General features: G+C 43.2%; 26 protein-coding genes and 1 riboswitch. Of the genes, 6 read left to right on the plus strand and 20 right to left on the minus strand.

All coding sequences use genetic code 11. From position 1 onward, the window contains the following. Window positions 1-98: 98 nt before the first annotated feature. From atpE to upp, 6 genes are all read right to left on the minus strand, one after another. The gene (atpE, locus tag AC1DOK_RS11890; protein ID WP_477554555.1) at window positions 99-314 is read right to left on the minus strand and encodes a F0F1 ATP synthase subunit C; all 216 of its coding nucleotides are present in this window, start codon (window positions 312-314) and stop codon (window positions 99-101) included. 90 nt (window positions 315-404) lie between these two features. After that, window positions 405-1178, minus strand: a complete 774-nt coding sequence (gene atpB / locus AC1DOK_RS11895) for a F0F1 ATP synthase subunit A (protein ID WP_477554495.1) — start codon at window positions 1176-1178, stop codon at window positions 405-407. Between the two features lie 44 nt (window positions 1179-1222). Then, the gene (locus tag AC1DOK_RS11900) at window positions 1223-1597 is read right to left on the minus strand and encodes an ATP synthase subunit I (RefSeq protein ID WP_477554496.1); all 375 of its coding nucleotides are present in this window, start codon (window positions 1595-1597) and stop codon (window positions 1223-1225) included. Then, the gene (locus AC1DOK_RS11905) at window positions 1594-1824 is read right to left on the minus strand and encodes an AtpZ/AtpI family protein (protein WP_477554497.1); all 231 of its coding nucleotides are present in this window, start codon (window positions 1822-1824) and stop codon (window positions 1594-1596) included. The genes AC1DOK_RS11900 and AC1DOK_RS11905 overlap by 4 nt, the downstream gene beginning before the upstream one ends. Before the next feature lie 152 nt (window positions 1825-1976). After that, window positions 1977-3119, minus strand: a complete 1143-nt coding sequence (gene wecB, locus AC1DOK_RS11910; RefSeq protein ID WP_477554498.1) for a non-hydrolyzing UDP-N-acetylglucosamine 2-epimerase — start codon at window positions 3117-3119, stop codon at window positions 1977-1979. 16 nt (window positions 3120-3135) lie between these two features. Continuing rightward, a complete protein-coding gene (gene upp, locus AC1DOK_RS11915) occupies window positions 3136-3765 on the minus strand; it encodes a uracil phosphoribosyltransferase (RefSeq protein WP_477554499.1) in 630 nt (209 codons plus the stop codon). A 328-nt stretch (window positions 3766-4093) separates the two neighbouring features. Between upp and AC1DOK_RS11920 the strand changes: the two genes are divergently transcribed. Together AC1DOK_RS11920 and AC1DOK_RS11925 are read left to right on the plus strand one after the other, a co-directional pair. Then, a complete protein-coding gene (locus AC1DOK_RS11920; protein ID WP_477554500.1) occupies window positions 4094-5290 on the plus strand; it encodes a hypothetical protein in 1197 nt (398 codons plus the stop codon). A 12-nt stretch (window positions 5291-5302) separates the two neighbouring features. Then, window positions 5303-6727, plus strand: a complete 1425-nt coding sequence (locus tag AC1DOK_RS11925) for an MBOAT family O-acyltransferase (RefSeq protein WP_477554501.1) — start codon at window positions 5303-5305, stop codon at window positions 6725-6727. A gap of 14 nt (window positions 6728-6741) precedes the next feature. On the opposite strand, the gene AC1DOK_RS11930 is transcribed toward AC1DOK_RS11925, so the two are convergent. From AC1DOK_RS11930 to AC1DOK_RS11940, 3 genes are all read right to left on the minus strand, one after another. Beyond that, complete coding sequence (locus AC1DOK_RS11930; protein ID WP_477554502.1) at window positions 6742-6906, minus strand: hypothetical protein; 165 nt, start codon at window positions 6904-6906, stop codon at window positions 6742-6744. A gap of 113 nt (window positions 6907-7019) precedes the next feature. Then, a complete protein-coding gene (locus AC1DOK_RS11935; protein ID WP_477554503.1) occupies window positions 7020-7736 on the minus strand; it encodes a GntR family transcriptional regulator in 717 nt (238 codons plus the stop codon). 42 nt (window positions 7737-7778) lie between these two features. Beyond that, the gene (locus AC1DOK_RS11940) at window positions 7779-8660 is read right to left on the minus strand and encodes an ROK family protein (protein WP_477554504.1); all 882 of its coding nucleotides are present in this window, start codon (window positions 8658-8660) and stop codon (window positions 7779-7781) included. Window positions 8661-8831: 171 nt separating this feature from the next. Here AC1DOK_RS11940 and AC1DOK_RS11945 point away from each other — a divergent pair, with 171 nt between their 5' ends. Further along, window positions 8832-10580, plus strand: coding sequence for a class I mannose-6-phosphate isomerase (locus tag AC1DOK_RS11945; protein WP_477554505.1), 1749 nt, complete (start codon window positions 8832-8834; stop codon window positions 10578-10580). A 15-nt stretch (window positions 10581-10595) separates the two neighbouring features. Further along, entirely contained in the window at window positions 10596-11060 is a 465-nt protein-coding gene (locus AC1DOK_RS11950; protein ID WP_477554506.1) for a UTRA domain-containing protein, read from the plus strand. A gap of 264 nt (window positions 11061-11324) precedes the next feature. Here the strand turns inward: AC1DOK_RS11950 and AC1DOK_RS11955 are convergent, their stop codons facing one another. From AC1DOK_RS11955 to AC1DOK_RS12005, 11 genes are all read right to left on the minus strand, one after another. Beyond that, window positions 11325-12572, minus strand: coding sequence for a serine hydroxymethyltransferase (locus AC1DOK_RS11955; RefSeq protein WP_477554507.1), 1248 nt, complete (start codon window positions 12570-12572; stop codon window positions 11325-11327). A 51-nt stretch (window positions 12573-12623) separates the two neighbouring features. Beyond that, the gene (locus AC1DOK_RS11960) at window positions 12624-13238 is read right to left on the minus strand and encodes a TIGR01440 family protein (RefSeq protein WP_477554508.1); all 615 of its coding nucleotides are present in this window, start codon (window positions 13236-13238) and stop codon (window positions 12624-12626) included. A 27-nt stretch (window positions 13239-13265) separates the two neighbouring features. After that, window positions 13266-13724, minus strand: coding sequence for a ribose 5-phosphate isomerase B (rpiB, locus tag AC1DOK_RS11965; RefSeq protein ID WP_477554509.1), 459 nt, complete (start codon window positions 13722-13724; stop codon window positions 13266-13268). Window positions 13725-13875: 151 nt separating this feature from the next. Further along, a riboswitch (ZMP/ZTP riboswitch) is annotated at window positions 13876-13954 on the minus strand. 305 nt (window positions 13955-14259) lie between these two features. Then, entirely contained in the window at window positions 14260-14838 is a 579-nt protein-coding gene (locus AC1DOK_RS11970) for a low molecular weight protein arginine phosphatase (RefSeq protein WP_477554510.1), read from the minus strand. Window positions 14839-15007: 169 nt separating this feature from the next. Continuing rightward, the gene (locus AC1DOK_RS11975) at window positions 15008-15568 is read right to left on the minus strand and encodes a manganese efflux pump MntP (RefSeq protein ID WP_477554556.1); all 561 of its coding nucleotides are present in this window, start codon (window positions 15566-15568) and stop codon (window positions 15008-15010) included. A gap of 361 nt (window positions 15569-15929) precedes the next feature. After that, window positions 15930-17033 carry an L-threonylcarbamoyladenylate synthase gene (locus AC1DOK_RS11980; RefSeq protein WP_477554511.1) on the minus strand — a complete coding sequence of 368 codons (1104 nt, stop codon included), beginning with the start codon at window positions 17031-17033 and terminating at the stop codon, window positions 15930-15932. Between the two features lie 66 nt (window positions 17034-17099). Further along, window positions 17100-17729, minus strand: a complete 630-nt coding sequence (gene spoIIR / locus AC1DOK_RS11985) for a stage II sporulation protein R (RefSeq protein ID WP_477554512.1) — start codon at window positions 17727-17729, stop codon at window positions 17100-17102. A 137-nt stretch (window positions 17730-17866) separates the two neighbouring features. After that, the gene (prmC, locus tag AC1DOK_RS11990) at window positions 17867-18847 is read right to left on the minus strand and encodes a peptide chain release factor N(5)-glutamine methyltransferase (protein WP_477554513.1); all 981 of its coding nucleotides are present in this window, start codon (window positions 18845-18847) and stop codon (window positions 17867-17869) included. A gap of 1 nt (window position 18848) precedes the next feature. Then, window positions 18849-19922, minus strand: coding sequence for a peptide chain release factor 1 (gene prfA, locus AC1DOK_RS11995; protein WP_477554514.1), 1074 nt, complete (start codon window positions 19920-19922; stop codon window positions 18849-18851). 109 nt (window positions 19923-20031) lie between these two features. Beyond that, window positions 20032-21135 (minus strand): redox-regulated ATPase YchF, encoded by a 1104-nt coding sequence (ychF, locus tag AC1DOK_RS12000; protein WP_477554515.1) that lies wholly within the window; start codon window positions 21133-21135, stop codon window positions 20032-20034. 198 nt (window positions 21136-21333) lie between these two features. Next, window positions 21334-22035 (minus strand): PilZ domain-containing protein, encoded by a 702-nt coding sequence (locus AC1DOK_RS12005; protein WP_477554516.1) that lies wholly within the window; start codon window positions 22033-22035, stop codon window positions 21334-21336. Window positions 22036-22331: 296 nt separating this feature from the next. Between AC1DOK_RS12005 and tadA the strand changes: the two genes are divergently transcribed. Together tadA and AC1DOK_RS12015 are read left to right on the plus strand one after the other, a co-directional pair. Continuing rightward, a complete protein-coding gene (gene tadA, locus AC1DOK_RS12010; RefSeq protein ID WP_477554517.1) occupies window positions 22332-22793 on the plus strand; it encodes a tRNA adenosine(34) deaminase TadA in 462 nt (153 codons plus the stop codon). Between the two features lie 131 nt (window positions 22794-22924). Beyond that, the gene (locus AC1DOK_RS12015; protein WP_477554518.1) at window positions 22925-23236 is read left to right on the plus strand and encodes a hypothetical protein; all 312 of its coding nucleotides are present in this window, start codon (window positions 22925-22927) and stop codon (window positions 23234-23236) included. Window positions 23237-23376 lie beyond the last annotated feature (140 nt).

The raw sequence follows: 23376 nt of genomic DNA on the forward strand, positions 1-23376 counted from the left end.
TCACTCCCTTCTGAGAGGTGTAAGTCAGTTTCCGCTTCACAAAGTTACAAAATGAAGGCGCGGATGGCTTAGACCTTCCCCGCCAAAGCTTCACTTTGTTACTTAACGAAGTAGAATAACAATGCGAATACAACACCGATAATTGGAACAACCTCGACGATACCAACACCGATAAACATTGTTAATTGAAGAGCACCTTTTAACTCAGGTTGACGGGAGATACCCTCAACTGTCTTACTTACGATCAAACCGTTACCAATACCTGCACCAAGTGCACCTAAACCTACAACGATAGCTGCTGCTAACATAGCCATATCCATCTTTAAAATCCTCCTCAATAAATTAAAAGTTTTTGTATTATTCTTCACCTGAGTCCATATAGACCTTCGGGACATAACCTAAGCTTAATCGTGATGTTTCTCGGCAGCTTGAGAAATATAAACCATCGTAAGTACCGTAAAGATAAATGCTTGAATAGCTCCTACGAAAATACTAAAGCCTTGCCAAGCAATCAACGGAACAATACCCCAAGCCCCCGCCATTAGAATAACGGTAAGCATAACTTCACCGGCAAAAATATTACCGAACAAACGCATACCTAATGTTAACAACTTGGAGAATTCTTTGATTAAGTTGAGTGGAACGAAGAACCAGAACGGCTCAAAGTAATGTTTGAAATATCCTTTGGTATTCCGAGTCATTCCAAGGAAATGCACCATGAAAATCACCATACCTGCTAATCCCATTGCAAACAAAGCATCAGCCGTTGGCGACTTAAACCATAGGATGGATAAGTGCTTACCACTCGTGTGAGCTTCATCTAACATCGCCTGTGTAATCACTGGATTACCAAATAAAGAGAACGGCTCAGTCGGTTCGGTCGCAATGTTAAACGGCAATCCAAGTAAGTTCGCTATAAAAATAAATAGGATCAAGGTAACACCTAGTGTAATAAAGCCTTTACCTCTTTTCATATCCATAACGCTACTGATAAAGCCTGCAACGAACTCAACGATCCATTCCAAAAAATTCTGCATTTTACTTGGTTTGTCGACAGAAAGTTTACGCACACATAGCATGGCAATAATGAAGACGATAATTATCGTTACAATGGTTGACAATAAAACCGAAAGATCGAAATCAATGCCCAATAATTTGAATACCGGTACCTCATGCATATTATTGTTTTCACCCCTTTCCGCTGTCGTTCATGATTGACTTACTACTTTCGTACTTTCTTGGCATACCTTAAACCCAGAAGTACTGTGGCCATTGGCGCTACTATTAAACCAATTACTGTTGTAATGACCTGAAAGTGAGCCGATTTAATAGCTAGCATTACGGCTAGCAGGGAAATTGCGATCCGAGTAAGAAAGCCTAAGCTAACTCGCTTTTGTTGTCCAGCTACTGCCTCAGTGAACTGACGAACCTTGAGGGCGGTATACCAAACATTTACTACGGATACAGTTGTCCCGAGCATCAAACCTGCAATAGTCGGTCGATACGAAGTAAGGAACACCCAGCATATAAAACAAAGGAATAAAAACAGACATGTAAATTTCCATAATCGCTGAATGTGAGTGTGTAATTCATTCATTGAGATCCTCCCATAATCTTGCGAAGCACGAGTACAATGCTGTAGATCCCAATAATCAAGCCTAGTACGATGCCAGCTACAGTCCAGAGCTTATTGCCACCCATAGAGCGGCTAACAAAATCACCTAACAAATAGCCTCCACCCATGCAAATAACCAGATCGAGACCAAGTGCAGTGACAAGTCCTGCTGCACGCCATGGATCATCTGAACGACGAGGTGTCTTCATTCACACACACTCCTAAATCAGAGCTATGACAATTATCACAATTATCCCAATACATTGTATCTAAAGCCTGTTTCTATTGTCAATTCATAATCCTAGTTAGTTGTCAAATTAATTGCACTATTGCTAGTGATTGTCATAATATATTCAAAAGATTAGCCCAAAAAAGGCTCTGGAGAACTTTCTGCCTTCCCAAAGTGGTGAAGAATTGCTTGGACAATGCGTTCGCTCGCCTTGCCATCACCATATGGATTAGCAGCTTGACTCATACGCTGATACTCAGCTGTATCTGTCAATAATACACGCGCACGCTCGTACACCTTATCTTCATCTGATCCAACGAGCTCTAGTGTTCCTGCATCAATTCCTTCTGGTCGCTCCGTTGTATCTCGAAGTACAAGAACAGGAACTCCAAATGAAGGCGCTTCTTCTTGAATACCTCCAGAGTCAGTTAAGATCATATAGGTATGCGGGAAAAAGTTGTGTAGCTCTGTCACATCGAGCGGATCAATTAGTTTAATGCGCGGATGATTACCAAGCATCTCGTGAGCTGGTTCGCGCACAGCAGGACTCGGATGCACTGGATATACGATCGCAATGTCTTCGAACTCATCGGCAAGTCGTTTTACAGCACGGAAAATCCGAAGATGCGGTTCACCTTGCGATTCTCTGCGGTGCGCCGTCATAAGAACAAGTCTCTTACCCTTCGCCCATTCGAGTACCGGATGGGCGAATTCTTTATTCACGGTGTACTGGAATACATCCGTTACCGTATTACCTGTTACATAAATCGTACTATCCGATTTATTCTCACGGCGAAGATTGTCTGCCGACCAAGAAGTTGGCGCAAAGTGTAAATCAGCAATTACGCCCGTAAGCTGGCGATTCATTTCCTCTGGATATGGTGAAAGCTTGTTCCATGTACGAAGACCAGCTTCGACATGTCCTACCTTAATTTGTTGCAAAAATGCAGCGTAGCTGGCAAGGAATGTCGTTGATGTATCGCCATGAACAAGGATAAGGTCTGGCTGTGTCTCGCGAAACACTGGCTCTAGCCCTTGCAGCACCCGAACGCTGAGTTCATTTAATGTCTGTTGAGCCTTCATGACGTTCAGGTCATAATCCGGTGTAATTCGGAATATCTCAAGAACTTGATCGAGGATCTCCCGATGCTGCGCAGTTACGCAAACAAGTGATTCAATTTGGTCAGAGTGCTTTTGTAACTCAAGCACTAGTGGAGCCATTTTGATCGCTTCAGGTCTAGTTCCGAAAATCGTGATTACTTTCAAACGCTTCATTATCAAATTCATCCCCTTACTTTGTCCCGAACAATCTGTCTCCTGCATCGCCTAGTCCAGGTACGATATAACCATGGTCATTCAAATAACTGTCGATTGCAGCAACATATATATCGACATCTGGATGTTCTTTTTGAACAGCCTCGACACCCTCAGGTGCAACAATTAAGCACATCAGTTTAATTTGTGTACAACCACGATTCTTCAGCGCTGTAATTGCAGCATTGGCCGAGCCTCCGGTTGCAAGCATCGGGTCAATTACAATAAGCTCACGCTCTTGAACATCAGTTGGTAGTTTCACATAGTATTCTACGGGCTTAAGTGTCTCTGGGTCGCGATATAATCCAATATGACCAACTTTAGCTGCTGGAACTAATTTAAGAACACCTTCTGTCATGCCAAGTCCAGCACGTAAGATCGGTATAAGACCGAGCATGCGCCCAGATATAATCGAACATTCCGCTTCAGTTACCGGAGTCTTCACGATAACTTTCTCAAGTGGAATGTTACGTGTAATTTCATAAGCCATTAAAGTTGCCACTTCATCTACATATTCACGAAAATCTTTAGTATTCGTTCGCTCGTCTCTTATGTAGGTCAGCTTATGCTGAATCAGTGGGTGATCACAGACAAACACTTTACCCATTACTAAATCCTCCTCAGTGTGTAAACACATGCACAAAATAATTACAATAATATATTATAACACAGCCTTTTCCCCTATCCTAACCAAAAGATTACCCCATACATACAAATTAATGTACATATAGACAAATCAAGGTAAGTATAAGCGAAAATAAAGTTTTTCTGTCTTCTTGGAAAAGCATTATAAAACAATCAACGACTAAATGCTATGAATTAATGCTTAGCTTTTTTCAATACCACTATTTTTGGTATTAGATAAAGGATTTTTTCTTAATTTGTCGAAAAGAATCCCATGACATCCTACATTAAATTGAAAAGGAACATGATATTTGATAAACGAGAGCAAATCTATTAGTAAAGCTCATCCAGAATCATTACCTTATACCGCCCGCAACCCTCAAACCACACTACTTAAGAAAGCTAGAAAATCTCGTAAAAGTCTGCGAATGATTGGTTATCTGGCCCTACTCCTATGTTTACTTCAAATTCCTATTAACTATTTCATTTCCTCAGACGATGTTCACCACTACCGAGTGGAATACAATTTATTCAAAGACGATCCCAGGCTTCTAAGTACAGCACTAGATAAAATCGCAATCCAAATCGAACAACAGAATTTACAAGACTATCTCCTTGTTCTTGGTGACTCCGTAACCTATGGTACACCGCAAAGCTCGGACAACTCCGTCGCCTATTATTTAGAACAACGAATGAAAGAAGATGCCGGGGCCGCTCAAACCGTTTTTAATCTATCAATGCCAGCCATGCAAGCCGGAGACCTCTATACCTTACTACTTATGCTTGATGCAAGAAACATATCCACACAGAATGTCATCATGGATACTCGCTACTCCAGCTTTGTGGCTCGGAATCCCGGACCCCGAATTGTGTTCTGGCTTGGGCCGGAATTAAAGCAACTAGACACCACAAGTTATAATCAAATTACATCTCATTTAAAGCAGAACGGATATGAAGACAAGCAAGGCTTATCTGCCATTTATGAGAATTACATTGTTAAGCCTGTCCTAATGAACATCCCTTTGTACAAATATCAGGACTTTATTAAGCAAAAGCTTAATCTCACTTGGCAATCAATGGTCTATGGCAAGCGACCTTCCGACGCCCTTGGCGATGTGAGACCTTGGTTCATGAAAGAGAATCTGAAGGAAATACTCAAAGGACAAGAATATGTAAGTGCCTTTGATCCTAAACCCTTTGATATGAGCGAACAGAATCTTCACGTCCTATTCATGAACAAAATCATCAAGCATCAAGAGAATACACGAACCCTTGTGTTCTTATCCGGAACCAATGAAGAGCTTTCCAAAGAATATATTGAAAACTCAGGTTATAAGGACAATCTAAAGTCGATTGATACTTATATGGCTAACCAACCAGTCAATTACATGAACCTGCACGGTACGATTAAGCCGGATTTATTCTCCGATCATACTCACTTCACTAAAGAAGGCTATGAGCAAATGGCAAGTATTCTATGGGACAAGTGGCAAACACTGCCCGAATAGGGGAGATTCATTATGCTTTTTCATACGCCTATATTCTTAGGCTTTCTTGCTATTGTATGCTGTCTATACTACAGTTTCCCCCGCCTAAGACTATACTTGCTCGCTTTAGCGAATGTGGCATTCTATATTGCTGCAGGCGCAGGCTACTTTGTCGTTTTCTTCTGTGTTGTTTCGTTGTCTTATTTACTATCTCGTAGCTTGCTGGGTAAACACGGTAAACTGTTTCTAATTGCCGCCATTAGCTTGGTACTAGGAAATCTTATTTTTTTCAAATACGCCTTGTTTATGCTGCATAATGTTGAGCGAATGCTAGCTATTGATTTAGGACTTGAGGCTACATTCTGGGCAAATCTTGTATTGCCGATCGGAATCTCATTCTATACCTTTCAAATTATCGCTTACGTGACAGATGTTTATAAAAGAAAACTAGAGCCAGCTACTTCATTACTTGAATTCTGGACCTTCATTTCGTTATTTGCTCATTCCGCTGCTGGGCCTATTCTACGCGGTAAAGAATTCTTACCACAGCTCCGCAATATGCCGAGGCTACGATTTAATCCTCTACGGTTTAAGCTTGGATTGGCCTATATCACAATGGGTCTTGGTAAGAAGCTGCTGCTTGCCGATCAAATCTCACCCTATGTAAACTCCTTCTTCGCTCGCAGCGCAGAGCTCGGTGGTGCAGAAGCATGGGTTGCTGCTTATTTGTTCGCCTTCCAGATCTACTTAGATTTCTCGGCCTATAGCGATATGGCAGTTGGAATCGGGTATTTGCTAGGTTTGAGGCTAGACCTCAATTTCAGAACTCCTTACTTAAGCGCAAATAGCGGTGAGTTCTGGCGGAGATGGCATATTACTCTATCGGGCTGGATTCGCGATTATATCTATATCCCACTTGGCGGATCAAGAGTCCCCAAACTCCGAAGTTATACAAATCTAGTCATTGCCATGACTTTATCCGGTCTATGGCATGGCGCGGCATGGACGTTCATCATATGGGGCTTCTATCACGGCATGTTGCAGGTTGCTCATCATCTATATAAAGATACGCTCAAGCGACTAGGCTGGTCCAAGCTTCAAACAAGCAAGCTATATCGTATTGCGGCTATCCTCATCTTCTTTCATCTGGTCGTCATTGGCTGGGTATTCTTCCGGGCAGAAGGTCTCTCGAATGCCTTGCACATGATCAAGGTTATGTTAACTATGAATCCTTTTACTATACCGCCTATCTTGTACAAATATTTTGCTTTCGTCGCATTCCTATTCCTACTTCACATGCTGGAAGCTTTCATCATCAAGAGATTCAGACGCTTCTCTCTCCTATGGCAGCTACGAGTACCGACTTTGGTACGAGCTGTCGTTTATACCATCATCATCATGATCCTTCTGTTCAATATTGGTGGAGAGCATAGTAGCTTTATCTACTTTCAGTTTTAATTCGCTATTTCAGCTCAACCAAACATTAGTACTTGGAAATTGTGATGATCTCGATAGTGGACCGCTGCGTGTACGGATTGTCCTTGCGATCGCTGTTGCCTCCAGATTTCTTGATTATATACCGCATAGAGCGGTAGAAATCCGGTGGCAAAGGCGAACGCTTCGCTTCTCCAGGACAATTCCGTCCCCTCCGCTACCTTGAATAGGCCTTACATTTTGTGCCTTCATACGTAAAACAGGCATCTTTCGCACAAATAGATTGTGCAAAAAATGCCTGTTTGATTTTTGTAAACTAGCGCGTAATTTTAATGATAAACTTGTTGCGATCAGCTGGATAAAAGCTTTCGGAATATTCCACAACGCTCCCCGATTCATTATAGCCTGTTGAAGAAATAAAATGAGCTGGGGAATTATCCTTTGCTTCCAATAAGCGAGCTGTTTTGCCAAATAGCATTTTGATTTCTAGTTCACGGACAACCTTAGTGATAACAAGATTATTTTTGCTGAGAACCTCATAGAGCGAAAAGCTCTCAAAATCATAATTCAATAAATTTGGTGCAAAATCATAAGGAACATAGACAGTTGTCAGTACAACTGGTCTCTCCTCATCATTAGGCTGTACATAACGAAGTCTGGTAAGCTTAATCACCTGATCTCCACAAGGAATGCTCAGCTTGTCGCTAATGGCTTCATTACTTGGAATTACCTCGAATTCTAATACAACGGTTTTAGGTGTAAGACCTTTATTCACCATTTCCTCATTATAGCTTTCAATAAATTGAGTAGATTCTTGAATGATTTTAGGCTTGGTAACGAAGGTTCCGCGACCTTTGGTACGAGTCAGATAACCTGCATTAACCAATTTTAGAAGAGCAGTACGAACCGTAGGGCGACTTACGCCAAACTGCTGGCTTAGCTCTACTTCTGTAGGAAGCATATCTCCCTCTTTTAACGATTTGTTATGAATCTGTTCCAAAACGCTGTCAATAATTTGATCGTATAAAGGCATATCTCCACTCCAAACGCTCAAGATAAAATGCTTCAATACCCTTCATGTAAATAAAAGAGAAGCCGCAAGTAAAGTGTTATTTGAGAAATTGCGCGAGCTTAGCACTTTAATCCCATGCTTTCTCAAGTTAGAAGTGACGGGCTTCGAGAAAAGATCGAAGCTGCGTGCCACATCTCCACCTACAATCAGGCATTCTGCTTGGAAGTCTAGTACATAGGGCGTCACGATATCATTTAATATCCTGCCTACTTCACCAAATATCTCTCGTGCTCTTGGCATATTGATCCGTGCTGTTTGTGAAAGCTCCTTCACATCGCTCAGTATAGCAGTTTCAGGATATCGTTTCATCATTTTACGAATTCCAGTAGCAGAAAGATATTCATCTGCAATTCCATCTCGATAAGGAGTAGGGTAAATCCATCCGCTTGCAGGAACATTCGCACCACTTTTAACAAGATGGCCGTCCGCAAAAAAGCCCGAGCCGATTCCAGTGCCGATACAAATGCACATAATTCGCTTATGATTTTGTCCGACACCAAATGTACATTCTCCAAGACAATATAAATCTGCATCATTAGCATAACGGATCTGTAGTGGCAACCGTAATAATTTCACCAGTTCTTCAGTTAAGTTAACCTGATAAATGCTATCGAATTTATTGATATTTTGAATGAGACTAATTCCGTTCTCATAGTCAAATGGACCTGGAAAGCCGATCCCGATCCCATTCAAATTCAAATTTAATTTAAGGGCCGCTTCAATCATTTGGTTGATAATGTCTGCAAGGTTATTTATGATCGTAGTTTTATCGGAATTCGAGTAAGCGCTAAATTTATGTGGAGACACGATAAAATTCCCGTCCGATGTCACGACTGCTGCTGTTATGCTAGTGCCCCCAACATCTAAAGCAATATAATTTGTCATTTCCAAATCACCTCTTTGTGTGTATGAAAACCATTTTTCCTTAATTGACTCTATTATACTGGCAAACTCCCAATATGTTAATACTTTAGACTAAAACCATAAAGTTAATTGTTATATGTAATGACATATGTTATGATTTACTCAAAGATATGGATAGGAGAGTTGATATGTATGTATGCAAAATATAACAACTATGATAAGTTTCCAGAAGTCCGTATAAGCGGATTTGATGATCACGCTTTTGAAGGCTATGATGCAATCCTTGCTGAAATAAAGAAATCATTACAAAACAAAAACCGCTCCGTAGTCGTTCTCGACTTCTATCCTGGCGTTGATGAGCAAGAGGTTTTGCAGCATTTTGCGAAGATGGTTCCTGCAATCTCTGTATCTGCTGATCTATGTACCTATGACAGAGAAACCTACGAGGCGATGATTCAAGATAACCTAACCGATGATCGCGTATTCGGAGTGCTCACCACCAAGAAATTAGAAGATTATTTTATTGCTGATAAACTTGAAGAGGTTAGACAATTAATCGAGCAAGTCCAGCAGGGAGTCATTCTGGTCTATGGTGTAGGTGCTTCCCTAATCACTCGAGGCGATCTGCTCATCTATTGTGATTTAGCAAGATGGGAAATCCAAACTCGATATAAACAAGGCATGTCTAACTACAAAGGAATAAACGTAGACGAGCCTTTCCTTAGCAAATACAAACGAGGTTTTTTTGTAGACTGGCGACTAGCAGACCGTCACAAGAAACAACTTTTTGAGAAAATAGATTATGTACTTGATACGAACGTTAAGAATTCGCCTAAAATGATAACTGGCGAAGCTTTTATCCATAGTCTTAAAGCTGCTGCTGCACAGCCTTTCCGAGTTGTTCCTTATTTTGACCCTGGCGTATGGGGTGGTCAATGGATGAAAGATGTTTGCGGACTGGATCCGAGTAAGCCGAATTATGCATGGAGCTTTGATGGCGTGCCTGAAGAGAACAGCCTTTATTTAAGATTTGGGGATGTTCGCGTAGAGATTCCATCCATGGATGTTATATTCTATCAACCACGTCAACTGCTTGGTGAGAAGGTTCATTCCCGGTTTGGCCCTGTATTCCCGATTCGGTTTAATTTCCTAGACACGATGGAAGGCCAGAACTTATCCCTGCAGGTGCATCCGCTGACTGATTATATTCAAGATAATTTCGGTATGCACTATACACAAGATGAAAGCTATTATTTATTGGATTGTGGAGATGAGGATACTTACGTCTATTTAGGTCTTAAAGATAATGTGAATCAACAAGAAATGATAGCTGAATTAAAAGCTGCTACCCAGCCAAACGTCACATTTGACGCTGAGAAGTATGTCAATAAAATCCCTGTTAAAAAGCATGATCATATTCTAATTCCAGCAGGTACGATCCACTGCTCCGGAACAAATACGATGGTGCTTGAGATTAGTGCCAGTGTTTATATCTTTACGTTTAAGCTATGGGACTGGGGACGTCTCGGACTAGATGGATTGCCGCGACCTATTCATATCGAGCACGGTGAACAAGCGATTCAGTGGGATCGAACAACAGATTGGTGTTATAATCAGTTAGTGAATCGTTTTGAAGAACTATCATCCGAGTCTGGCATTATGGAAGAAAAAACGGGATTACACGAAAGAGAGTTTATCGAAAGCCGAAGACATACATTTACTAAAGCAGTTACACATGAAAACATGGGTAGTGTGAATATGTTAAATCTTGTGGAAGGTGAAGAAGCTGAGGTCGTAAGTCCAACGAATGCATTTGAACCGTTTATAGTTCACTATGCAGAAACCTTTATTATCCCTGCTAGCGTAGGCAGTTATATCATTCGCCCAACAAAGCGGTCTGAAGGTCAAACCCTGATGACGATCAAAGCATACGTAAGATAAATTGGAGGTCATGGCTTGTACCAGTTAAAGTATGGAGATAAATATGAGCTGAATTGGCTGCGTCCACTGATCAGTCAGGCAGACAACAAATTGGCAGAGGACTTCAATATTGAGGTTAACGCAGAAATCAACAAGGTTAAGAGATTTATGCAAACCAACCAGAATGAAATACCCGTCTATTTTGAAACCTTCTTTTCGGTACAAGTTCCATTACCTGTCGATACAATCGCTCAAAATTTAACACTTGATGCCTTACTTTCTTCTACCCTATCTACTCGTTATAAGGTCGATAAGACCGATGTGGATATAAGAACAGCTGATCAGATACTCAGTAAGGCAATGCAATGCCCACTATATAACCCTATCCTACAGTTGAAACAAGTCGTACGCGATAAAAGCGGCATTATTTGCATCAATTATGCTTATATCAACTGTGAGCTTTGCCAAGTGACATTTCAGGGTGTACCTGATTTAATCTAGTTTGATCAATTAGAGAGCTTTCTCAGGGCGTAAGTATTCTTACCTTGGGAAGGCTCTTTTTGGTTTGAATTGCTAAATTATAGAATTAATGGCGTAACCACATTGCGAATTCAAGAAGCATAACGACAATAAAGCGCTCTGACCCATCAAATGAGGGGGTAACAGAGCGCTTTATTTGGATAATAAATTTATATGACTCAACTATAATACCTTGAAGAAGAAGTGCCCTCTTTATAAGGAGGGTTAAACAATATCTTCTTGATCTTAGTAAGATAATCCTGGGTAAAGCGGATATTGTGCATTCAGATCCTTCACCATGCCGCGTACTTTATCATGAACAGCTTGATCTTCAGGATTCTTCAAAGTAAGTGAAATGATTTGTGCAATTGTCTTCATAGCTTCTTCACCCATACCGCGGGAAGTAACTGCAGGGGTACCGATCCGAATACCGCTTGTAACGAATGGTGAAGCAGGATCATAAGGAATTGTATTCTTATTGCACGTTACACCAACTTCATCCAGGATGTGCTCAGCGACTTTACCAGTTAAGTTCAAGCCACGAAGATCAATCAGCATCAAGTGATTATCTGTACCACCGGATACAATGTTAATTCCTTCCGCCATTAAAGCTTCGGATAATGTCTTCGCGTTATTAACTACATTCTGTGCATATTGTTTAAATTCTGGTTGCAGCGCTTCACCTAACGCAACAGCTTTAGCTGTAATAATGTGCATTAATGGACCGCCCTGTGAGCCAGGGAATACGGCTTTATCAATTGTAGGAGCCCAGGCCTTGCGAGTCAGAATCAAGCCGCCGCGTGGACCACGAAGTGTCTTATGCGTTGTCGTCGTTACGAAGTGCGCATACGGCACTGGGTTTGGATGCAATCCTGCTGCAACAAGACCTGCTATATGCGCCATGTCTACCATAAAGAGAGCACCTACATCATTAGCAATTGAAGCAATGGCTTCAAAGTCGATTATGCGGGAGTATGCACTTGCACCAGCAACGATCATACGTGGGCGATGTTTGAACGCAGCTTTACGCAAATCATCATAATTGATACGGCCATCTTCTTCACTCACGCCATAATCGACGAAGTTATACAAGATGCCGGAAGCATTCACAGGGCTTCCGTGTGTTAAGTGACCACCATGCGACAGGTTCATGCCGAGTACCGTATCACCAGGCTTAAGGGCCGCTAGGTAAACCGCCATATTCGCTTGTGCACCAGAATGTGGCTGCACGTTTGCGTGCTCCGCACCAAACAATTCCTTCGCGCGATCGCGAGCGATATCCTCGACAATGTCGACATACTCGCAGCCGCCGTAATATCTGCGGCCTGGATAGCCTTCAGCATACTTATTCGTTAATACTGTGCCCGCAGCTTCAAGCACAGCACGGGAAACGAAATTCTCGGAGGCAATTAATTCAATTTTGTCGCGTTGGCGACCAAGCTCAAGACCGATGGCCTCGACAATTTTAGGATCTTGCTTGCTTAAAAATTCCATTACAATAATTCCTCCTCTTTTTTCCCCATGATCTATTGTTTAAAGTTAATGCTAAGTTGAACAAGGCATAGGCATTGTGTATACTGCACGATTGCCGCCAATCAGTTTCGCTCTTGAGTATGCCATGGTGACATAGGCACTGCCGATCATCCGAATGGATGGACGCACAGGAACAGCGACTTCTCGAAGATGCATGCCGATTAAGGTTGAACCGATATCAATCCCTGCATGAGCTCGTACATGTTCAACAACGACTGCACCAGGCAAATGGCTGTAAGCATACGCAGCCATTGATCCGCCTGCCTTCGGTACAGGAACCACACTAACAGGATCCAGCGATAAGTTCTCAGCAGTCCTTCCATTTATCACAAGAGCACGATTGAGATGCTCACAACACTGGAATGCAGGCACTAGACCATGCTCATCACACGCCGCTCGAACTCCTGCATACAACCGCTCTGCAACTTCAATTGCTCCTGCAGTCCCAATCTGATGACCAAGCACCTCAGATGTTGAAGCACCTATTACGATCAGCTGACCTGCATGCAATTTACCTGCATTAAACAATTCATGCAAATTAGTTGCCACCGCTGCGGCTATACCACTTAACAGTTCTTCTTTCCTCTCGTGAGCTGCCTTCTCATTGTCAATCTCGTTTGGATTCATGAGAGTTTCCCTCTTCCCTTTGGAGTATCAAGACTGCTGGGTATATTTCGTTTCAATCGACTTGATTTTATTAATACGGCCTTGGTGACGTGGCCCTTCAGAGAATTCCGTTTCAAGCCACACTCGAATAATTTCCTGTGCAACCCCTGGTCCAATTACTCGCTCGCCAAGTGCAAGCACATTCGTATCATTGTGTTCTCTTGTCGCTTTAGCTGAGAATAAATCATGTACCAGAGCGCACCTTATGCCCGGAATTTTATTAGCTGTGATGGACATGCCAATTCCAGTTCCGCAAATCAGTATACCTTTATTGACAGCTCCTGAAACCACCTTATCGCATACACCAGCTGCATAATCAGGATAATCTACAGAATCTGCTGTAAATACACCTAAATCCTCTACTTCATGACCTAGTTCTTGAATAAAAGGTACAACGACATCTTTTAGACGGTAACCTGCATGATCTGCACCAATTGCAATTTTCATGTTGTATAGATCCCCTTTCAAAGTACGTTCTGTAACTTATTATACCAAACTAACAAACCTATAACTTCTGAATAACAAAAAAGAGCACTGCATGGCTTCTTAGGAAACAAATTTGTTCCCTTAACATCGAATCGATGTTCAAAGCTCATGCTGCTCTTGCCCAGGCGACCGGCCGTATCCCTCCATGCTCCACTGTGGTTACCCACTCGTCGCCAGTTACATGAAGGTCATTGAAATTGATTTTATCTTAGCGCATTCTACTGCTTGTTGTAAAGATGCTATTCCAATAACTTTCAGATATTTGTGTGAACATTATTTTAAAAGTACATTTCCTTTTGTTCCCGCCAAAAGCAAAAAAACAACATCAAATAGAAGTTGTTGGAATAAAGCGGAATTTATCTATCCTCATGCAACTGAATCAATTTCATAATACCTTTAGCTGCTTCAATCCGGACTATATATAGATCAAAATGCTTTAATTTGTCTATATATAGTTTCAATATAACCATTTAGATCAGTTATGAAATTGATTCAACTATTGCCCAATTTGATGAATCAGTTTGCGCAGCCCTTGTTCAATTTCCAGCGCAGTCGCCCGATACATCTCTAATGACCCACCGAATGGATCCATAATATCAAAATTAGGAATAAGCTGTTCTAATTGTGCAAGCTTTTTTTTCTCCTCAGCCGTAATCGGTTGTGACAAGGATAGCTTCATCTGAAACTCCGCCAATAACTTTCCCCGCTCTTCAAGCACTTCAAATACATCAGGACTGAGTTCAACGAACTCCTTGAGTGCATAAGTCTTGTCGATAGCATTCGGATAACGTTGAAGCACAATCCCTTTATGTCCAAGCGTCATTGTCAAAACCAAATCGGCCCATTCAATAAATTCTCTCGTAAGTGTACTGGAGCCAAAATCATCGATTTTCTCCCCATGTTCTTGTAAAATAGCAGCCGAGTGATTGGAAATCGAACCGCCATCTGTTGCATACACACCTGCAGAGCGAACTTCCACACTTAATCCAGCTTCCCTCGCCAGCTTACGCATTAATCCTTCAGCGAGCGGGGAACGACATGTATTCCCTGTGCATACGAACAAAATGTGTTGCATGTCTCCACCTCCTTCTGTGACATTTAAGAAGAAACGGCTTCACCGTCCCTATGATCCGCACGATTACGTCCCATTATATAGGAAGATCATATCATACTTATTAAAGATGGGAAGCAAACGCTGCATTAACCTGCCGCCACCAAGAAGAAACGGTTTCGCCATCCTTACCTTAGAAAACCAATATGAATTTCAATCCGAAGGCTAATAAAATAATGCCCCCAAATGCCTCACCATACTCACCGACCCAGCTGCGCACCCGTTTACCGATAAGTAATCCGATGACAGACATCAATCCACCCATGAAGCCAAAGGATAGGATGGTGAAAATCCAGTCCGTCGAGAATAAGCCGAGCGATACCCCTACGGAGAACGAATCCACAGAAACACTTAGCGCAAATAAGCTCGTCCCCCATATGGTTCGGGTGTCAAAAGCAGGTTCTTCATTGCTGCGCAAAGATGAATACACCATATGTCCACCCAGCAAAACAAGTAAAATACCGCCTGCAATCGTAGCGATATGTCCGATTAAGGAGGATAAATAACTACCTGTAAGCATACCGACCAGCGGCATAATAATATGAAACATTCCAATAATTATCGATAACCGTATGATATGTAATAAACGAATCCCTTTCATGCCCATGCCAAGCCCGAGAGAAAAAGCATCCATTCCGAGCGCAAAGGCCATGAGCAGAACGGTCAGAATTTGCCCAATCAGCAGGTTATCCATCACGCGTCTGCACCTCCTATGTCCGATAGTTCTTAAACAACATATGCGGACAAACTAGGAAAAATGCATTAGCTTCATCATCGAGATCATTGAGATCATTGAGACATAGAGACATAGAGACATAAAGACCAATAGATCATTGAGACCAATAAGTTCATTGAGATCATTGAGATCATAGACCAATAAGTTCATTGAGATCATTGAGACATAGAGACCAATAAGATCATTGAGATCATTGAGATCATTAAGATCATTGAGATCATTGAGATCATTGAGATCATTGAGATCATTGAGATCATAGAGACCAATAAGATCATTGAGATATTGAGATCATAGAGACCGATAAGATCATCGCAATCGTTTAGTCTTGCGTTACATGGAGGATATGATTACCAGCCGCTTTGCGCAGGCGGTTCATAATTGCCGCCCCGATGCCTTGCTCGGGGCAGCTTTCGGCCAAGATGAAGGTCACGCCATCTTGGTCGAACTGACGCAGGGCCGCGAACAAGCCCTGCGCGATGGTTTGCGGCTCGCGAAGAGAGCCGCAGGCAATTACGAGGTCGGCCTCCTCGTAGAGGTCCGACCGTTCCTCAAAGGTGAGCACACCTGTGCGCTCACCTCGGGCAGCCCCGGCGCGCAGCTCGCGCCGGATCATAGCTGTGACGGCGGCTGGATCAGCGCCGTCAACAAGCCACATACGCCCACGTGGGGCGTAGTGGCGGTACTTCATCCCCGGCGCACGGGGCGTCTCAGCGGAAAGCGCAGCTTCCGCTTCTGCCTCGCCGCCTTCCGCCGGGGTATGCACGGTCACGCCGGGCAGCGCAGCGCGCAAAGCCTCGGCGGTGATGCCACCAGGTCGCAGGATATGCAGAGCATCCTGCGACCATTCCACCACCGTCGACTCGAGGCCGACGCCGGCGGAGCCCCCATCGACGATGCCGCCGATGCGGCCGTCGAGATCTTCGCGCACATGCTCAGCACGCGTAGGGCTGGGCTTGCCCGAGGAATTCGCGCTCGGGGCAGCCACAGGGCAACCCGCGAGTCGAATGAGTTCGCGGGCAATAGGATGGTCGGGCATCCTCACTCCGACGGTAGAAAGCCCCGCTGTAACCAGCGGGGAAAGTGCATTCGGCTTAACAGGCAGAATGACCGTTAACGGTCCAGGCCAGAACTGTGCGAGAAGTCGCTCAATCGGCTCATCCACCACACCGCTGATCCACTCATCAAGCTGCGAGCGATCAGCAATGTGGACGATCAGCGGATTGTCAGAGGGACGTCCTTTCGCTGCATAAATACCGCGAACCGCCTCCGTTTGGGTCGCATCAGCGCCAAGTCCATACACGGTTTCCGTCGGGAAGGCGATCGTCTGCCCCGCGCGCAGCATATCCGCTGCCTCCTGAAGCGACTCTCTTAATTGTTCAGGTGCCTGTATTTGATTGATTCCGATAGTCCAAAGCTTCGTCATGATTGGTCACAACCTTATATTCATAGATGAGTTCTTATCACAATGATCCTTATTAACTTCTTTATTTCAGAATATATTCTTCACCCAATCCCACACAAAGGATCGGTATTCCGTTTCAACAGCAGCCACAGGTTTATCTGTCTCTATAGTACCTGCTTCGTTTACATCTACACCAGCTTTTTGGGCGGACACAACATCAGCAAAGCATAATGGCGGAAACAACACACACCACCAGTTCTGACCATCCCCACCACCAAGCGTAATGCGCAGTGCTTCATAATCACCAGCTGGATAAATTTTACCACTATAAACTTTAGACGGAAATGGTACGTTGCCAAGCTCTACTTTGAATGGATAGCTAGCATTGTACGCTTGTAGCGTCTTTCCAACAACCTGCTGCACTCTCGGCAAATTCGCTTCAATCGTCTTGCGTGCCTCCTCAAGTGACTGCTGACCAACAGGCCAAGATGCCATCTCATTCATAACGGAATCACGTACTTCACGCTTCACCCACTGATCTACTGCTGAATCTGAATTAGCAAGTATACGTAAACGAATGGCTTCCTTCGGAATTGTCGTCGAACTTACAGCTGCATTCGTCTTATTGGTATCCCAAATCACAATTAATAGAATAAGTGCAAAACATACATATAGAACACTGCTCCAAAACCCCTGCTTCCGTTCCTGTTGATTCATCTCTTTAAGCCCCTCTCATCCCAATAGTCCAAGTATGGACAAGAAAGAAAGGATCTAAACTAGCAATCTAGTAAATCTCGCAAAAATTACGAGAGTCGGTGGAAGCAGGGTTTGTACTATAGTCGTGTTCTCACAAACTAGTTTCGATTTGGATTACGCACAGCGATTACGTGCCTATCAATGCCTCCAAGGTCTCGAACGAAGCTGACCTCGTCCCAATCCGCGCAGCCGTGTAGCAAGGCTGCGACTGCTTCGGCTTGCCCGATGCCAACCTCAAAGCCGACAATCGTCGGCAGTTTGGGCAGCTCAGCAAGCTGCTCCGTTAAACGGCGGTATAGGCCTAGGCCGTCTTCACCGCCGATTAATGCCAAGTGCGGCTCATACAGCCGCACCTCTGGCTGCAGCGAGGGAACATCACTCGCTGGAATATACGGTGGATTGCTTACCAGCACATCCACCTCGATCTCGCCCTCTATGAATGGGCGAAGTAAGTCGCCTTCGAAGAAGGCGACCCGATCTTGAACGTCGCAGCGTACAGCGTTGTCTCGCGCGATTGCAAGCGCTGCAGTTGAAATGTCGCTTGCATACACGCGCCAATCAGGCCGATTGCTCGCAATCGAGATTGGAATCGCACCGCTGCCAGTACCAATATCCGCAAAGGTAATGGTTGTATTGGCACCCTCGGCTTCCTCAGCGCTCTCATCATTCCCAGCTATTCCAATACGATCTTTGCGTTTCGTATTATTCACTCCACCCAATAACCTCTCCGCCTCCTGAAGCACACGCTCTACGAGAAGTTCGGTTTCCGGTCTTGGGATAAGTACACCTGGACCGACATGCAGATTCAGACCGTAGAACTCGGTCTCGCCAATAATATATTGAACGGGCTCGCCATCAGCTTTACGCTGAACAAGAGCGTACCATTCTTTTTCGCGTTCCACTGGAAACTGTTCTTGCCACTGCAAGAGCAGCTCGCTTCGGCTCCAGCCTAGCATGTGCTGGAGCATTAGCTCCGCGCACACTGCCGCATCCCGCACCTCGTGCTCCTTTAAAAAAGAAGAAGCCTCTACATAGGCTTCTCTTATACTTCGGCCCGCTAGGCCGTTCAAAGACATCATGTTACGCTTGATCTCCTTTGTCGAGTAGATCTGCTTGTGCTGCAATCGTCAGCGTTGAAATAATCTCATCCATGTCGCCACCAAGCACAGCATCAAGCTTATGCAGGGTTAAACCAATACGGTGATCGGTCACACGGCTCTGTGGGAAATTATACGTACGGATACGTTCGCTTCGGTCACCTGTACCAACCTTACTCTTACGCTCGCCCGCATACTTCGCTTCCTCTTCTTGACGAACGATATCAAATACACGTGCACGCAGAACCTGCAATGCCTTCGCTTTATTATCATTCTGCGATTTACCATCTTGGCAAGTCGCAATGATTCCTGTAGGAACATGCGTTACACGAACAGCTGATTTCGTTGTATTAACGGACTGTCCACCTGCACCACTGGAACAGAAGGTATCGACACGAATATCGTTATCTTTGATTTCAAAATCAATTTCTTCTGCCTCTGGCATGACGACGACTGTCGATGTGGATGTATGAATACGTCCGCCAGATTCCGTTACTGGAATACGTTGAACACGGTGTGCGCCACTCTCGAATTTGAGCTTCGAGTAAGCACCCTTACCTTGAATCATGAACACAATTTCCTTGAAACCGCCAAGATCATTGAAAGAGGCATCAAGTACTTCTGTACGCCATCCTTGTAGGTCTGCATACTTCGTGTACATGCGGTATAAATCACCTGCGAACAATGCAGCCTCATCACCACCAGCAGCACCACGAATTTCGACGATAACGTTCTTATCATCATTCGGATCCTTAGGCATCATAAGAACATTAATGCGTTCCTCTAACTCAGCCTTACGTCCGGAGAGCTCATCAATCTCCATTTTGACAAGTTCACGCATATCGTCATCTAGCTTCTCATTCTGCATTTCCTTAGCAGCGATTAGTCCATGATGAACTTCTTTGTATTCCATATAAGCGTCATAAGCTTCTTGTAGATCAGATTGTTCCTTGGAATACTCACGTAGCTTCTTCGTATCACTTGTTACATCTGGATCGCATAGCATTTCACTAAGCTTATCATAGCGGTCTGCAAGCGATTGTAGACGGTCTAACATTTGCCTCACCCCTTGTATAATTGATCTTTATATTACTTAAAATTGACATACAGACGAGCTCGCAACTCGTTTCTTCAAAAACGCGCCTACGAGCTCGATTAATTAGTAGCTAAACGTTAAATCTAAAGTGCATAACATCGCCGTCTTTAACGATGTATTCTTTACCTTCAAGTCGCAGTTGACCGCGTTCGCGAGCTACTGCCATGGAACCTGCTGCAACTAGGTCATCATAAGAAACAACTTCGGCGCGGATAAAGCCGCGTTCAAAATCAGTATGAATAACACCTGCTGCTTGTGGCGCTTTAGTTCCTTTATAAATCGTCCAAGCACGAACCTCTTGCACACCTGCTGTGAAGTACGTGTATAGTCCAAGTAGTTTGTAAGCAGCTCTAACCAATCGGTTCAGACCGGATTCAGATAGCCCAAGTTCTTCAACAAACATCTCTTTTTCCTCGTCCGTTTCAAGCTCAGCAATTTCCATCTCTACACGAGCAGAGATCGGCACTACTTCAGCACCTTCAGCTGCTGCAAACTCACGGACTTTAGCCACATAAGGGTTACTATCGGAATTCGCTGCTTCTGCTTCGCTAACATTCGCCGCGTATAGTACTGGCTTCATCGTTAGTAGGTGCAAATCGCGCAAAATAAGTAGTTCTTCTGCTGTATATTCCAAGCTACGAGCAGGCTTATCAGCATAAAGTGCTTCTTTAACGCGCTCTAGGCATTCAACTTCAGCAGCCGACTGCTTATTGCCACCTTTGTTATTTTTGCGGGAACGTTCAATCTTCTTCTCTACCGAGTCAAGATCCGCCAAGATTAGCTCTAGGTTAATGGTCTCGATATCACCAATTGGATCTACTTTACCCGATACATGTGTTATATTCTCATCTTCGAAGCAACGTACCACGTGTACGATGGCATCCACTTCACGGATATGCGCTAGAAATTTATTTCCTAAGCCTTCCCCTTTGCTCGCACCTTTCACAAGTCCTGCGATATCCACAAACTCGAATGCAGTAGGCACGACACGGTTAGGCGTTACGATTTCAGTTAGCTTCTGCAGTCTTTCATCCCGCACTTCCACTACCCCAACATTTGGATCAATTGTACAGAAAGGATAGTTAGCCGATTCGGCACCTGCTTGTGTGATTGCGTTAAACAAAGTCGATTTGCCGACGTTCGGAAGGCCGACGATTCCTGCTTTTAAAGCCATGTATGAGACACTCCTTAGATTATCATAATGATTCAAAAGGCTATAAGTTCATCTTTCACAAAAAAGACGAATACCACCCCTATGTTTACCACCCTACATTATATAACAATTTCCCCTTTTTTACAATTGATTTCGAATTTTTGGTTTGTTGACTATAATTGGTTACTATGGCTTGGTTACTATGACTTGGTTACAAAGCTACTGATATGACTTCTTCTGTTTAAAATAGTTTGCCACTTGAGCACGCATAATAAAGGAACGTAGCGAGATTAGTTTATCCTGTGGAGTATCGATCAATTTGGCCCCATAGAACATACCATCCTCTACAGGTGTCTTCCGGATTAATTCTAAGTAGGAAGGCAAGGTGAATCCGAGTTCAATCTCTACTTCTATATGCATGAACTTATGTAAATCCTGTTCGCCGATCTGAAGGACAAACCCAATTCCACCCATCGAAATATCGGTTGTTACAAACTGAATCGGTGAAGAAAGCTCGATTGCCTTCTGCCTTGTAGCAGTTTGGAAAGCAGTGTTAATCGTTCCAGTCTGACTTACCTCAACTCGTGGATGCTCCCTTTTATCCATGAATCGCTTCTGAATTTCCGGAGGAAGAAGGATAATAACAGAACCGATATCTTTGGCAACAATAGTTGATTCAAAAGTTAAAATACCAAGAGGAGAATAGATCGTTACCTTCAAACTATCCCCAAGGAAAAACACTTGCCAGTCGGATATCTCAACCTCAACAATATCGCCTTCTATGTAGGTTAAAATTCCAGTAGATACAAATTGCTTTTTTTCTAGAACCGTTTTTGATTCTATTACATTGGTTAATGAGTTTTTGCCGATTTTACTGGAGGATGTGGAGTGCTTATGGTGATATAAATTGCTGGATTTCATCAGATAACCACCTTATAAGTGCGATTTTTACAAGAAGTAATGGTTTTAATCCAAATAAAGCGTATTTTTAGTATCCATTATATATTTTTTTGAGGATAAATGAATCAAATACTTAACTTTTCTTATTCACATAAGAATAACATTCTTGATTCTTATATCGTATTTAATCTAATATAAGAGGAGATATCCACAAAGTTATCAACTTATCCACATGATTATACACAATTTATTAACAAGAATGCTTGTTCTGACTTGTTATCCACATGTTGATTAGTTTTACAAAGGAGGAATAGCCTGTGGAAAACCATATTGTGTGGATGCAAGAAGCGATTGCTGAAGCTCGTAAAGCAGAAGCACTCGGCGAAGTCCCGATAGGCGCAGTAATTGTAAGAAATGGTGAGATCATCGGGCGTGGTCACAATCTCAGGGAAACGACCATGGACCCTACGGCACATGCCGAAATGGTCGCAATTCGCGAGGCCAGCGAATATCTTAATGCGTGGCGGCTGCTAGATTGCAGCCTGTATGTTACATTAGAGCCCTGCCCGATGTGTGCGGGAGCGATTGTACAGTCTAGAGTCCCTTTGGTTGTTTATGGAACGACTGATCCAAAGGCAGGATGTGCAGGAACTCTAATGAATTTACTTCAAGAAGAACGGTTTAACCACCGAGTTGAAATCATTAATCAGGTACTTCAAGAAGAATGCAGCTCAATGCTTACCAATTTTTTTCGTCAATTACGCCGTAAGAGTCAGTGAAAACTACTTCGAATCCTCTTTGTTTAATTGTTAGTCTGACACTACACAAATAAATATGAATAACAAAGGACCGATCTTGGTGAAAATATAATCATGTGTTAGTACGATGGTTAAAGGAGGAGGTTATTTACTTGAAAGCAAACATCAATCCCATGTGGAACAGACTACACCTTGTTGTAGAGCTACTTATTGTGATCGGATTTTCTCTTAGCTTAATTCCTTTCCTGTATTTATGGGTAGCAGGCTGGATTATCCCCGTAACGATTATTAGCGTTATTTTCTCATTTGTATTAGGGAACAGGACGCTACCGATGACCATCGCTAACGTCGTGATGTCTATCCTCAGCTTTATTCCGATCATTGGTTATATACCACGTATTATCGGATTAATCATTTCCATCATTAACATGGTAAACATAAGTCGCTCTAATCATTCTTACTAGCAGCTTCTTGTTCACAATAGCCCGATGACAACAGTAGCCCAGGCAATTGCTTGGGCTATTTACTATTTATTTTTCTTGATCATTTACCACAAAAGGATATACTTGGTATATTAATTTCCAAGCCTAGTTTTCATGTTGTG

Source organism: Paenibacillus sp. P5_B5, from assembly GCF_056400365.1.

What these genes read in the sequence shown, in the direction of transcription:
- atpE (WP_477554555.1), bottom strand. Translation starts at nt 314, where the DNA reads ATGGCTATGTTAGCAGCAGCTATCGTTGTAGGTTTAGGTGCACTTGGT.
- atpB (WP_477554495.1), bottom strand. Translation starts at nt 1,178, where the DNA reads ATGCATGAGGTACCGGTATTCAAATTATTGGGCATTGATTTCGATCTT.
- AC1DOK_RS11900 (WP_477554496.1), bottom strand. Translation starts at nt 1,597, where the DNA reads ATGAATGAATTACACACTCACATTCAGCGATTATGGAAATTTACATGT.
- AC1DOK_RS11905 (WP_477554497.1), bottom strand. Translation starts at nt 1,824, where the DNA reads ATGAAGACACCTCGTCGTTCAGATGATCCATGGCGTGCAGCAGGACTT.
- wecB (WP_477554498.1), bottom strand. Translation starts at nt 3,119, where the DNA reads ATGAAGCGTTTGAAAGTAATCACGATTTTCGGAACTAGACCTGAAGCG.
- upp (WP_477554499.1), bottom strand. Translation starts at nt 3,765, where the DNA reads ATGGGTAAAGTGTTTGTCTGTGATCACCCACTGATTCAGCATAAGCTG.
- AC1DOK_RS11925 (WP_477554501.1), top strand. Translation starts at nt 5,303, where the DNA reads ATGCTTTTTCATACGCCTATATTCTTAGGCTTTCTTGCTATTGTATGC.
- AC1DOK_RS11935 (WP_477554503.1), bottom strand. Translation starts at nt 7,736, where the DNA reads ATGCCTTTATACGATCAAATTATTGACAGCGTTTTGGAACAGATTCAT.
- AC1DOK_RS11940 (WP_477554504.1), bottom strand. Translation starts at nt 8,660, where the DNA reads ATGACAAATTATATTGCTTTAGATGTTGGGGGCACTAGCATAACAGCA.
- AC1DOK_RS11945 (WP_477554505.1), top strand. Translation starts at nt 8,832, where the DNA reads ATGTATGCAAAATATAACAACTATGATAAGTTTCCAGAAGTCCGTATA.
- AC1DOK_RS11955 (WP_477554507.1), bottom strand. Translation starts at nt 12,572, where the DNA reads ATGGAATTTTTAAGCAAGCAAGATCCTAAAATTGTCGAGGCCATCGGT.
- AC1DOK_RS11960 (WP_477554508.1), bottom strand. Translation starts at nt 13,238, where the DNA reads ATGAATCCAAACGAGATTGACAATGAGAAGGCAGCTCACGAGAGGAAA.
- rpiB (WP_477554509.1), bottom strand. Translation starts at nt 13,724, where the DNA reads ATGAAAATTGCAATTGGTGCAGATCATGCAGGTTACCGTCTAAAAGAT.
- AC1DOK_RS11970 (WP_477554510.1), bottom strand. Translation starts at nt 14,838, where the DNA reads ATGCAACACATTTTGTTCGTATGCACAGGGAATACATGTCGTTCCCCG.
- AC1DOK_RS11975 (WP_477554556.1), bottom strand. Translation starts at nt 15,568, where the DNA reads ATGGATAACCTGCTGATTGGGCAAATTCTGACCGTTCTGCTCATGGCC.
- AC1DOK_RS11980 (WP_477554511.1), bottom strand. Translation starts at nt 17,033, where the DNA reads ATGACGAAGCTTTGGACTATCGGAATCAATCAAATACAGGCACCTGAA.
- spoIIR (WP_477554512.1), bottom strand. Translation starts at nt 17,729, where the DNA reads ATGAATCAACAGGAACGGAAGCAGGGGTTTTGGAGCAGTGTTCTATAT.
- prmC (WP_477554513.1), bottom strand. Translation starts at nt 18,847, where the DNA reads ATGATGTCTTTGAACGGCCTAGCGGGCCGAAGTATAAGAGAAGCCTAT.
- prfA (WP_477554514.1), bottom strand. Translation starts at nt 19,922, where the DNA reads ATGTTAGACCGTCTACAATCGCTTGCAGACCGCTATGATAAGCTTAGT.
- ychF (WP_477554515.1), bottom strand. Translation starts at nt 21,135, where the DNA reads ATGGCTTTAAAAGCAGGAATCGTCGGCCTTCCGAACGTCGGCAAATCG.
- AC1DOK_RS12005 (WP_477554516.1), bottom strand. Translation starts at nt 22,035, where the DNA reads ATGAAATCCAGCAATTTATATCACCATAAGCACTCCACATCCTCCAGT.